Genomic DNA, 12,244 nt, shown 5'->3' with positions numbered 1-12,244 from the left:
CGTTGGCCAGGAGAGGGGGGCGTGTGGAGGTGGGGGAGCGGTGGGCGTACCGGGTGGCGCCGCACCACGGACCGGTCGCGGAGGTCGAGGTCCTGAAGATAGGTACGCAACGCCCGGTGCGGGTCAAAGTCTGCTTCGTCGCGGAGGAAGCGGAAGGCAGGCAGGAGTGGGTGCCACCGGCCCGGCTACGGGTTGCCTGGCAGGACAAGGATGCCTGGTTGGCCCACGAGGAACGGTGGAGCGAGCTGACGCGGGACAGTCCGGACGATGACGACACTGCGTTCCGGGCAGTCATCATCCTGTTTGACGAGCACCTGTGGGAAGGGCTCGTGTCCTTCGGCGTCAACTATCGGGACCGGGGCGTGCTGTACGTCGACGATGTGCCTGCGCTGGCCGCGCTCCTCGACGTTCCCCAAAGCTTCTTTCACAGCGATCCGCGGTCCTTCACCGACGCCGACGGTGCGCTGACCGCACCCTGGCCGACCACCGTCCAGGTGGCGCAACTCCTGGCCCGCACCCGGGCCGACCACCTCATGACCGTCGTGCACGAACACGAAACCCGGGCACGGCAAGAAGCGATCTACGGCCGCTACTATCGCGGCCGCGGCAAGAATCCCGGCACCTACATCAGCCCCGAGATCTGCGCGGAGGTCGATCGCAGCTCCCAGCCTGGTTACGGCCTGCTGCGCCAGTGGTGCGGCGCGGACGTTGTCGAGAGCTTCGAAGAGCTGAAGGCTCTGCGGGACGAAGTCCTCCGCATCGGCCAGCTCATGGAGAAGGCCATCGGCTGCCTCCGACAGGCCGGACAGGCCAAGGCGGCCGACCGCTTCGAGCGGGAACTCGGCATCCCTCTCGAGACGTTGCGCCAGGCCGAGCGCGACGACTGACTCCCCGACCGTCCGGGCACCGACGACAGGAAGATCCGTGGCCCGCACCAAGCTCAACGAGCGCCAACTCGACGTCCTGCGCCGCGTCTGCCACGGCCAGACACCTATCACCTCCGACGACTCCGGCCTCGCCGCAACCGTCTACGCCCTGCGCAATCGTGGCCTAGTCACCACGAGCGGGGCCGACGGCCGCTGGAGCGCAGCCCCCACTGAGGCCGGCCTCCAACACCTCGCCCACACCGACGCCACGCCCGCCCCAGGCCCGAGCGTCCCTGCCCCGTCGGCGGCACCCGAGGCGGCCGAACTGATCACCAGACTCCAGCAATCCGGCGGCACTCTGCATATCACCAACCCCACTCCCACCGAGCGCGCCCGCTGGCGCCGCGTCCTGCACTCCGTACGTGCAGACCACCCCGACGGCCACCATCTCCAGCACACCGGACGCGACAAAGGCGACCTGGTCATCACCCTGCGCTCAGGGCCGCCGCCGCGACGCTCCACGCCTCCAGAGGAGGCTGTCCCCGTCCCTGACGACCTGTCCCTAGAACGCCTGCACCCCGCAGCCGTCGCAGCGCACATCCCGGCCTGCCCCGAGTGTCAGCCCCGGGCCCGCCGCATCCTCCACGCCCTTTGCCATGCTGCTGAGTCCAAGAACTACACGGCCAACACGCCGGAGTCCGGTTCAGCAGCCAGCCTGGTGATCACCATCGGCGACAGTTCCTTCCCGCTTTCCTTCCACGAAGGCTCCTACGAGGTCCCCGACCTCAGCGGCGCGAAATATGCATGGCAACGCGTGACCGCGCGCACCACACGCCCATCCCACGAACTCGAGCTCAGCCTCGCGCACACCTATGCGCATCGAGGCAGGCGCTCTCACTGGGGAGACCGGCAACGCTGGCGCCTGGAAGACAAACTCCCCGCCCTGTTCCGCGAGATCGCCCACCGCGCGCACACCGAGTACGAACGACGCCAGGTTCAACAGCGCAAAGAGGAGGAGACACGCCAACACTGGCTGACCGCGATGCGGCAGGCCCGCACCGCCCTGCTGGAAGAGCACCGGCTGAAAGCCTTGCGCACACAGGTGCGGGCCTGGCGGGAAGCCACCGCCATCCGCGCCTACTGCGACGCGATCGAGGACCACCACGTCACCCTCGGCGCGGCCGAAGCAGCCACTGCCTGGACCACCTGGGCCCGGGCCTACGCCGATCGCATCGACCCTCTACCTCGAAATCCCGGTCTACCGGACCCTGCGACGATCACACCAGAGGACCTGCGCCCCTACCTGCGGGGCTGGGCCCGTACGAGCCCAAGCGGGCATGACAGCGTCCGGTATGGGCCGCGCGTGACTGTCGAACCAGTTTGCCGTCAGTCTTCGCTACTGAGGGGAAGAGCGGAGAGGAGGTTTTGTCCGGCGGGCTGGTGCTGCAGGTAAGCGGCGCACAGGCCGACGAGTTGGGCTGCGGGTATGTGGAGGGGGTAGGGCAGTCGTCGTGCTGTGTCGGCGATCAAATTGCGTACGGCCGGGTCGGTGAGGGCTTCGGCGGCGTTGTCCGGCAGTCCGCCGGGTTCACTGTAAAGAATGGTGGCGTGGCCGTTAAAGGGACTGTTCAGCAGGACGGACTCGTCACGGAGTGCACGGGCACAAGCCTCGCGAGTGTCGGCGTCAGGTGCAGCTGGTAGCGAAAGGTATGGCGCGATCAGAGAGTAGAGACTGAATTCAGTGATCTCTCCGTGAGTGCGAGGACGCATTGTGCGAGGCGGAAAGAGGTAGAGGGCATCGGGGCGCTGGAGGGTGGCGAGCCGTTCGCGTGCCGCAGGAGAGAGAGGGCCATGCTGTTGTGACCAGCATTCCAGAAGCTGGAAGGCGACGGCGAAGCGCCAGTTGGTGGAGTCAAGACCGGCTTCGAGTGCGTGGTCGATGAAGGGGCGGCAGTCGGCATCGAGCTCCACGGCGCGTTGCAGTGCATCGCCCAGCAGAGGTGCTGGGCACGCTGGGGAGTTGAGAAGCTCCAGGGCTTGTTGAAGGAGCAGTCGCAGGTAGCGGGGTTGGGTGCTGGCGATGTCATCGTCGATCAGGTTTGCTGCGAGGACGCCACCGGAGTTGACGAGATTCTCGACTGGGCCCCGGCTCTGCAGTTCCCTGAGGGCAGTGAGCAGAGGACCCCGGCTGCGGGGGTGCTCATAGAAGATCTTGCCAGCTGCCAACAGCCAGGTGTTGCGCCAGTGCGTGCTGTGGGCCAGCTGCGAAAGATGCTCGACCACCTCGGTATCTGGTGCCCGGCAGATCTCTCGTGCCGCCATGAACTCTTGCAGACTTCGAACGTCGAAGGCGATGTCCTTGTCGTCGCCCCGTGCCGATAGCAGCACGATGCGGTTGAGGCATACCTCCACGATCTGTGTGGCCAGGGCACGTGTGGCGGGTGAGTCAGTGTGTCCTTCGGCGATGGTCAGCTGCAGGGCGAGCTGGTCCAGCTCCTCTTTGCGGATCAAGCCTTCACCGCCTTTTGCTTGTTCGGCGGACACATGCAGCACCAGTCCCGTGCGTTCATGCAGGCGGTCCACGACGTAGCGGTAGCTGTGCAGGAGCTGACTGGCAGGGCCGGGCTTACTCAACTCGCGCTGATAGAGGGTGTCGTAGTAGGCCTGGAACAGCCGGTGACGTTCTTGCGGGGGGCGTGCGCGGTGCTCCAGCAGCACCGACATCACAGTGATCTGCAGAGGGGTGCGCATCAGCCGCGCGGTGAGATCCTCTTGCGCTGCCGAGGCGAGCCGGTCTCCGATCTGCGCAGCCATTCCCGGATCGCCGCTGAAGCGGGCATGGGCGACTTGACGCCCATAGCTCACGGCCTGGCCCGCCTCCAGCGGTACCAGATGCAGATGCGCGAATCCCATGCCGGCTAGTTCCTGTAGGTAGCCTTGGGGCCGGCTGGTCGAGATGACAAGGACGTCCCCGTCGGTCTGACGTACCTCGGTGAGGAACTGCTCAACGGCACGGAAGACCTGGCGGCGTGCCGGGGATGAGGCGACCTCGTCCAATCCGTCGAAGACCACGAGCCACGGCCAGGCACCCAACCAGGTCCGCAGGTCGTTCGCGGTGACCTGCGGGGTGCAGGCGTTTACCTGATCTGCGATCCGTTGCAGAACACTCACCTGCCGCCCGCCGGCCATGTCCGCAGCGTAGGAAGGCAGATCAATGTGGACAGGCCAGCGCCGGTGGTTGGGGAGCGACAGGCCTAGTTGAGCGAACCGCGCCTGCAGAGCGCTCAGGGTGGCTTGCTGAGTGGGGCTGAGCTTTTGAGGGCTGGAGGACAGCATGGCCACGCGGTAGGCCTGGCAGATCATCTGCATGAGCGTGGTCTTGCCTTGCCCCGGCCCACCCAGAACTGCCCGATGCATAAATCCTGCAGGGGATGCTGAGAGGCGCAAGATCTCCTCACCCTGGCGCAGCACGTGCGCCACTACCTGTACCTGGCCGCTAAGAACCTCGACGGCCGAGGAAGAACCGAGGTCGGTGAGAAAAGAGTCATCGAAGAGAGAAGTGGAAGCGGGAGATGAAGGGGCAGGGTGGGTGTGGCTTGTGGTGGCGGTGAGATCCACGGCCAGATCGGCCAGCGGCAGCCGCTGGTTGTCCCCATGGCCTGCCTGCCCCAGCCGTACCCACTGATTCGACTCCAGTTGCATCATTGCGTATGTCATGGCGCGGTCGGCGACATGTGTCTCACGAGCGGCTAATCGGTCACGCAGTGCGGACAGAACGTCCCCGGCGGTAGTGAGGGCCGCGTACGGGCGTCGGATGTCGGGAAACTGGTCCAGGTAGGTGCACAACGAGTCGAAGTGCCACACGCGCCAGTCGCGGACGCTCAGCTTCAGCTGGGCCAGGGTCTCCGCGATGGCCACATGTACGCGATCGATGCCCCCGCGCTCCTGCTGCGGAGACAGCACCACGTTGGTGGCGAATAGCAGATAGTCCGGGACAGCGCCTCTGTCCCGGATACCCGTCGCGCCGGCCCAGGAACGCAGTTCCTCGCGGATTTGAGTGATGAGCCATTCGGTGTCACGACGGGTGCCCTCAGTGCGCTGACGGTACTTGGCCTGCAGCACACCATAGCCCGCCCAAGGCGAGTCGGGGGAAGGCTCGGGAAAGGGAACGGCGCCGTGCCAGGACGCCTCTCTGCCGCCGTCGGGACCGTCCCCGAGGACTTCCAGGTCTTGGCCCAGCACCTTGCGCGCCACCGCCTGGGTCAGGTGCTCGAAATGCCGTGCTCCCAGGCCGCTGAAGTCGTAGTCCACCGCTTCATCATGCCGACCAGCGAACAAGAGGTCAGTCCAATGCCCGGATCTCGGCCCGTAGTTCCGGTGCCTGGCCTCGGGGCACGGGAGGCCCACTGTGCCGCCTGAGGGCGCACCTTGAGCGGGACCCCGTGGTGCACAGCTTCCCCGCCAAGCCGAATCGGCCCCGCAGGTTCCTACTCGCCACTGAACCTGTCGCAGAAGCGGCGGGACCTGAGGGTGCAACCAATCCGCTGAACCACTCCCCCCGAACGAAGGGAGGACATCCCGGCCCCGGGCGGCGATGACACCGCGGGTTCCGCGCTGAAGGAAAGGCACGGACGCCAGCTGACCGGCCGGACGGCCGTGTCCAGCTCCCTTGGCACGCCGACTCAAGGAACAAGGAGGCTGGCGGGCGCGGTCAGATCGAGTCCGGGCAGACGTCCGGCATGCGCACGCAGATGCCGCGCTTCGGCGGGCATCACGGGGGCGAACACAGGGTCCGTGGGCGGGCGGCCCATCAGACGGTGATGGGCGCGGGCAGCGGCCAGCAACGGGCGCCCCCAGCCGGGGACGGCATACACACAGCAGCCCCGATGGCCGATCCCGTGCGTCTTGACGGCGCCGACGTCACCGGTGAAGTCGATGTCGCGGGTCAAGCGCAGACTGCCCAATCCACCCTGGCTGAAGGCCAGCACACTCAGCGCGCCGGAGATCAGCGGGTGAGCAAGAGCGGCCAGGGCCGCAGTGCCCTCGGGCCTGACCTCGACCTCGGGGACGACCTCACGCACCTGGGCTGTCGTCATCGCGCTCGGGCAGGAGCCGGCCTGCCGTCCCAGCCTTGCCGCTCCCGACCGGGCACCCCGTGAGAGCAGAGCAGGTGACTGCCCTGGGCCGACCGCCGCCGCTGTCGTCATTGCCGTGGGAGCACGAGGAAGGAACGGGCGCGCGGGCAGCGGCGCTTGCGCGGCGAGGTGCGCCTCGAACGAGACCCGGCTGCTGATACGGCGCTCCATGCGGGCCAGCGGCGGCGGCAGACCATGCGGGGCCGTCTGCCACAGGAGAGTCAGCTGGACTCCCGTCCACTCGCGCCAGGCGAGCAGTTGATCGATGCGACGGCCGGTCAGGAGATGGGCCCGGGGGACGACGACGTGCCGCACTCCGGCCGCGATGCTCCAGGATGCCGCCGCGAGCCACGCGGCGTTCACCGAGTCCAGCCATATGTCGGGGGAGCGGGGCCCCGGGGCCAGCCGCTTCCCCAGCGCATACAGAACGTCGTGCGCCAGCGCGGCCGGGCTGCCGTTGGCCGGTGTCGGCTGCACGGTGACACAGCCGCCCTCAAGACGATGCGCCTGCAGCGCTGCCCGCGTGTAGAACATGTCGTCGTGCTCGTCCACCACGATCGTCACGTCGCCGTACATCAGTTGCCATCCCCCTGTCCGGGCCGCGCGCCGACAGCGGCCCAGAAGATCGGGCCGTTGGCAGCCTCCGCGGTGCGGTGGCCCGCGGCGCCCCCGCTCGCCGGGGCCACCGCGGTTGCCGCTGAGCTCTACCTGCCGCCGAGCTTGCTGTACACCCAGAGGACGAGGTCCTCGGTGATCTCGGTCAGCCCCTTCTTCTTCATGCCGTTGAGCATGTGCTTGGTGATGGTGACCCAGTTGCGGAAGTTGCCGTGTGCAGCAGCCCGGTTGATGTTGCGGATCATCTGCGGCGAAGCCTTGGACCACAGGGAGTGGAACGCCGGCAGGGTCGCGACGACCTCGTTCTCGGGCATGCGCTGGAGCTGCTGCCAGATGAAGATCCGCGATGCCAGCATCGGTTCCCGCTTGAGAACCCGGTAGCAGTTGTCGCCGCCGGCGAAGATCACGGCAATGTCAGTGTGCCGGTCGTCCCACAGATGGCGCCAGTACTCGAACGAACTGCGGCCCATCCACTGAGCCTCGTCACACACCAGGACCCGGAACGTCTCCGACAGGGTCTCCTTCAAGAGGGTGTCGAATTCGATCGGCCGGCTCGGTGGGTCCCCGGTCAGTCCCAGTGCCCGGAACAGTCCGTGACGGATGTCGCGGGGCGTGGGGCCCGAGCGCAACTCCAGGCGGTAGGTGATGTCGGGAGCGACCTGGCGCAGCGCCGCGTTCACCGACATCGTCTTGCCGTGTCCGGCTGCTCCGTAGATGGCCATCATGGCCTTGGCCTCGATCGTCTCTTCGATGTTGTCCAGGGTCCTCATTAGTGTGTCGGTGGCCACCAGGTGCGCGTCGAGGCGGTGGAAGTGGTCGTCGCGCTCGGTGGGGAGCCTGCCGTAGTCCATGTCGCACAGGTCGATAGTCATGCGCTCTCCTCCGGACCCTCGTCGGGCCGGCCGTCGCCCGGCGGCACCGGGGGAGCCCAGTCGGCCGGGACAGGCCGGTGCGGGATGTAGCCGGGGTTGGCTCGCAGCAGGTCGCTGGTGTCCGATCCGGCGAGCTCTGCCTCGGCTTCCGCCTCGGTCAACGCGCCCAGGCGCTGGGGCGGGACGGGTGTAGTGGAGGCCTTGAACCGCTCGCGGCGCAGCCGCGCAGCGGCTTTGAAGTCTGCGCGCAGCTGGCGTTCCTTGGCCTTGCGGGCATTGCGGACGGCGCGAACCTGCTCCTTGCTGGCAGCCTCGGCCAGGACTGCGCTGCACAGGTGCGTGCCGTCGAGGTCGAAGATCTCGACGGAGGTGTCGTGATGGGGCAGGCGGCGCACCACCACCCGGGTGCCGCCCCGGCCGACCATCCACGGGTCGATGTAGAACCGGTTGCCCATTTGCACGCCCCGCGTGGTGACGATGCGCGTGAGTCCGTCGTCCTCAAGTCCGAAGCGGGCCAGCTGGCCGGCGGGGACGTCGTACAGGGGGGTGGGGTCGGCCCGCCACGCCTCCATCGGGGTTCGCCTGCCCAATGCCTTGGGCTTGTGCTCGTTGTTCCACCAGCGCACCCACTCCAGCAGCAGTTCCACGAACGCCTCGAAGGTGAGCGCGGGTTCGTCCGGATCTGCGGTGCGGCCGCCGGTGAGGCGCTGCTGGTGGACGTAGCGCGGCATGGAGGCGAACAGCATGGTCTCGACGGCGTTGTTGAGCGCTTCGATGGTTCCTTTCAGATGCGGGGTGTAGGCGGGGAGATCGATGACGGGCACGGCGAGAGCGCCCAGTGCCGAGATCACTGTGGTGGACAAGAAGTCCTTGCCGCGGTCCACACGGATCAGGTCGGGCACGCCACCGGCCGGGCCGAAGGGCTCCGCGCGGTCCAGTGACATGCGCAGCGCTGCCAGGACTGCGTCCCTGCTGGGTGCGTGGGGTGTCACGGCCACACCCATGATGACCTTCCGTGCGCAGTCGATGAACCACGTCACCCACGGTCGAGCGAGTTCGTCCTCGACCTGTACCTGCACGGGCACGCACTTGTGGTCGCCTTCCCAGGCGGCGTTGCGGTGTTCCACTGGTCGTGTTCCGAACACGTCGAAGGCCCGTCGGGCGGCTTCGCCATTGGCGAGCCCGGCCCGGTCCCCGGCAGTCAGGTCCCGTCGCAGTGCCCGGTGGAGGGTTGCCAGCGACGGGGCGGCCGGCAACTGGGGGTCGTTGAGGGCTGCTTGTTTCAGCTCGCGGTGCACGGCGGAGGCGTTGCCTCCCCGCAGTGCCAGCAGCTGCCGGATCTCCGGGGTGATGGTGAACCGGTGCCGGGGGGCCGGGGCGGTCTGCCCGGTGTTGCGGGCTGCGGCGATCCACCGCCACACCGCCCGTTCCGACCGGCCCAGCGCCTGGGCGACCAGCAGCACGTGTGCGGTGGTCAGCTCGTCGCGCTGATCCAGCATCAACAGCCGCGGCGTCGCCGCGGCCCGTCCTGAGGTGGTGGTGAACACCGGTTTGTCGACGCCGTGCGGGCCGGCAGCGGGGGCGCTCATTGGGGATTGCTCCTTTTCGTAGGAATGAGTGGTGCAAGGGGCACAAGTGCCGCGTCTTTCCGTGGCGTCGGCTGGTGCCCGGTTCGGACGGCAGGGCAGCCCCGGCGGGCGCGTTGTCATGCGCAGCGGGGTGTACGGCGGAGCCGTGGACCCGCGCCGTCGAATGGGGGGCCTGTCCGTATCGGCTTGCCCGGATGCGCGTACTGCAGAGGCCGCTCGGGTGGGACGCTTCGCCGTGGCCTGTGACGGCGGGTGCGGGTGGGCTTGGACGCCGTCGAGTGGGAGAACACGCCGAGGGGATGGCCTGCCTGGAAGAAGTCGCGGTGCAGACCGGTCCGTACCGGAGTCCGGCGGGCGGTGTCCGACAGCGCTGTTCGAAGACCGGGCCGGTCCCTCCTCGAGGGCGGTGGGACCGGCCAGGTGCGACTCAGGTGTGTTCCAGCATCCGATGGATCCCGTTGCGGACGACTTCGTCACGTTCCTGCGGCGTGAGCCAATAGGCGGTAGAGCCCTGGGGAGTCCTCTTGACGAACAGGACGTCGTCCACCGCGTCGGCCACGGGGTACAGGTGGCTGATGACGGCGACCGTCTTGTCCCCGGTCACGCCGCTCTTGAGGATGGCGAGGGCGGCGTCCAGCCGCTCCCCGTCCAGCGAGCCGAACCCTTCGTCCAGGAACAGGCTTTCCAGCTTGCTGCCGCCGCTGTTGCGGAGCTCGACGAGCGCCAGCGCCAGCGCGAGGGACGCCTGGAAGGTCTCCCCGCCGGAGAGGGTCTCTGGAGGGCGCGGGAGGTTCGTGGCGAGATCGACGATCTCGAATTTCTCGGTGAACGCATAGGCCCCTGCGGAAATCCGCTGGAGGATTGTGCTGCCGTGCGAGAGCAGGGAGAGGGTGCGCTGGTCGGTGAGGTACTTGAGGAATTTCCCGTCGGTCAGCTGATCGCGCACACTCCGCCACGCGGTGGCCTGTTGCTCCGCGGCGGTGAGGGCAGCGATCAGCTTGTCGTAGTAGGGAATCTTGGACCGCGCGGTACGCAGATCGGCCTCGGCTGTGTCGTGTGCGGTCTCCGCCTGGCTTGTCTTGCGGCTGAGTGGGTCGAGAACGCCGGGATCGAGCGGATCGCTGTTGTCCGGCACCAAGAAGCCGGGGGCAGAGTCGATTTCGTCGTCGGCGGCGCCGGCCTCGCGGGCCAGCTCCTGCTCGAACTCACGGATCTCGGCGCCAGCCTGCAGCGCGGCCTGCTCCAGCGCGCCGGTCAGCCGTTGCCCCAACGGAGCGAGGGCCAGGGCGTAGGCGTCGACAGCGGCCAGGTCGGTCCCGTCCGGGACGGGCGGCAGCTCGACAGACGGCTCGTCGCCGAGCAGAGCGGCGGCATCGGTGGCTGCATCCGCCCACCGTTCCAGGTGTTTGATGAGGTTGCGTGCGGGAGTCTCGATCGTGCGCCGACGGCGCCCTTCGAGGGCCTGCCGGTCCTTGTCGTGCAGGGTGAGGGCCTGTCTGGCCGCGTCGCGGTCCCGGGTCGTCTGATCGAGATTGGTAAGGCGGCGGCCTGCCGCGTCGTGCGAGGACGCGATGTCCTGCTGACGGGGGAGTTCTTGCTCGGAGCGCTGTGCGGGGCGAGCCGAGACGGGAAGTCCTGCGATCTCCGTCAGCAACGCCTGGAGGTCCGTCTCGTACTGTCGTTGGGTCTTGTCCAGTCGTTTGCGTTCGCGCTGCAGGCGGGCGCGCTGCCGTTTGAGAGTGCGGTACGTGACCTGATGTCCGGTTGGTGCTTGGGGTTGGGTGAGGAGTCCTGGTCGGCGGGGCGGACTGGTACTCAGGTGCGGGGCTGAGCGAACAGGCCGGGTTCGGGTTCGGTGAGAATGCCCCGTGTGACCAGGCGTTTCAGCTTGGACCGGATGCCTTCGGTGTTCTTCGGGAGGATCGGCAGGTCGAGTGCCTCGCACAGGTCGCGGGCCCGCATCGGCTGGCCGGTGTCGGTGAAGGCTGCGAGGATCTGCTGGTAGGCGGGGTGGTCCGGGGCCTCGGGCCGCGGGGAATCGTCGGCGGGCTTGGGTACCGGGATGTTCAGGATGGTCTTGCGGGTGATGCGCAGGTTCTCGGTTTCCGCGTCGAGTTCGCCGAGGCGGGTGGTGAGGTCCTCGATGGACGCGCGGAGCTGCCCGGCCTGCTCGCCGAGTTCGGTCTCCCGGGCCTCGAGGTAGGCAAGGATGGCTCTGATCTGCGGGTTGTCGCTCATGCGGCCCTCCAGGAGGGCAGGGCGGCGCCGGTGAGCCGGCGGGCCATGACCGAGGTCATCGCCCAGAAGACGCGAGAGCGCGAGGTGGCGGGCCGGTGCTCGTAGTCACGGACCAGGCGGCGGGAGAACATCAGGATTCCGTTCGTCTGCTCCACGATCCACCGCTTGGCCTGCGGGACGAAGCCCTTGTCGGCCGGGTTGCGCTCAACGATCTCGACGTCGATGCCGTACTGCTTGCCGTGGTCGACGACGGCCTTCTTGAACCCCTGGTCGACCAGGGCCTTCTTCACGGTGACCATCTGGGCGGCCACGCCGTCCAGCAGCGCGATTCCGGCGGCGTTGTCGTGCGCGGACGCAGGCAGGACGACAGCCTCTACGACGAGACCCAGTACGTCCACGGCCAGGCATCTCTTGCGCCCCGGCACCCGTTTCGCCGCGTCCTTGCCGGTCGTGGCGGCCGGGACGCCGACGGCCACGCGGATGCTCTGGGTGTCCATGACGATGAGGCTCGGGTCGGCTAATCGCCGCTTCCTCTCCCGCAGTTGCCACCGCAGCAGATCATGAATGGTCTGGTCGGTGCCATCGTCGCGCCACTTGTAGAAGTAGTACTTCACCGCGCCGGCGGGCGGCAGGTCGTGGGGCAGCAGGTCCCACTGGCAGCCGCTGCGGTTCTGGTACAGGATCGCGTTCACGATCTCCCGCATCTCGTATCTGCCCCGATGGCCGCTGACCGACGGATGCGCGGCCTTCCACGCTGTGATCACGGGCTCGACCAGGGCCCACTGCTCGTCGGAAGCGTCACTCGAGTACGGCTTGCGCATGCTCATGCCACAACCCAAGCGAACCCCGAACGCCTGACCGGCGATGATGCCCCAACGTCACACCATCGAGCGATCACAAGCCGGACAGAAGATTACGTTCCGCACTCT

General features: G+C 67.7%; 9 protein-coding genes. 2 read left to right on the top strand and 7 right to left on the bottom strand.

Going from position 1 to position 12,244, the window contains the following annotated elements:
* The first annotated feature begins 23 nt into the window (after positions 1-23).
* Entirely contained in the window at positions 24-887 is an 864-nt protein-coding gene (locus B9S57_RS08955) for a hypothetical protein (protein WP_103514997.1), read from the top strand.
* 37 nt (positions 888-924) lie between these two features.
* Positions 925-2,319, top strand: coding sequence for a hypothetical protein (locus B9S57_RS34135; RefSeq protein WP_146057733.1), 1,395 nt, complete (start codon positions 925-927; stop codon positions 2,317-2,319).
* Here B9S57_RS34135 and B9S57_RS08950 read toward each other — a convergent pair.
* The 7 genes from B9S57_RS08950 to B9S57_RS08920 form a co-directional block, all read right to left on the bottom strand.
* A complete protein-coding gene (locus B9S57_RS08950) occupies positions 2,253-5,177 on the bottom strand; it encodes an NACHT domain-containing NTPase (protein ID WP_103514996.1) in 2,925 nt (974 codons plus the stop codon). The two genes, B9S57_RS34135 and B9S57_RS08950, sit on opposite strands and share 67 nt — an antisense overlap.
* Before the next feature lie 371 nt (positions 5,178-5,548).
* Entirely contained in the window at positions 5,549-6,577 is a 1,029-nt protein-coding gene (locus B9S57_RS08945; RefSeq protein WP_103514995.1) for a hypothetical protein, read from the bottom strand.
* A 128-nt stretch (positions 6,578-6,705) separates the two neighbouring features.
* On the bottom strand, positions 6,706-7,488 hold the full coding sequence (locus B9S57_RS08940) for an AAA family ATPase (RefSeq protein WP_103514994.1): 783 nt from the start codon (positions 7,486-7,488) through the stop codon (positions 6,706-6,708).
* Positions 7,485-8,987, bottom strand: coding sequence for a Mu transposase C-terminal domain-containing protein (locus tag B9S57_RS08935; RefSeq protein WP_374935925.1), 1,503 nt, complete (start codon positions 8,985-8,987; stop codon positions 7,485-7,487). Before B9S57_RS08935 ends, B9S57_RS08940 begins: the two co-directional genes overlap by 4 nt.
* A 517-nt stretch (positions 8,988-9,504) precedes the next feature.
* On the bottom strand, positions 9,505-10,731 hold the full coding sequence (locus tag B9S57_RS08930) for an SbcC/MukB-like Walker B domain-containing protein (protein ID WP_103514993.1): 1,227 nt from the start codon (positions 10,729-10,731) through the stop codon (positions 9,505-9,507).
* A 161-nt stretch (positions 10,732-10,892) separates the two neighbouring features.
* Complete coding sequence (locus B9S57_RS08925; protein ID WP_103514945.1) at positions 10,893-11,315, bottom strand: hypothetical protein; 423 nt, start codon at positions 11,313-11,315, stop codon at positions 10,893-10,895.
* A complete protein-coding gene (locus tag B9S57_RS08920) occupies positions 11,312-12,142 on the bottom strand; it encodes an IS5 family transposase (protein WP_103514946.1) in 831 nt (276 codons plus the stop codon). The genes B9S57_RS08925 and B9S57_RS08920 overlap by 4 nt, the downstream gene beginning before the upstream one ends.
* Between the last annotated feature and the right edge of the window lie 102 nt (positions 12,143-12,244).

This window comes from Streptomyces sp. SM10, assembly GCF_002910915.1.
Lineage (GTDB): Bacteria > Actinomycetota > Actinomycetes > Streptomycetales > Streptomycetaceae > Streptomyces.
Note: the sequence above shows the minus strand (reverse complement) of the source record. Positions and strands in the feature narration are given on the sequence as shown.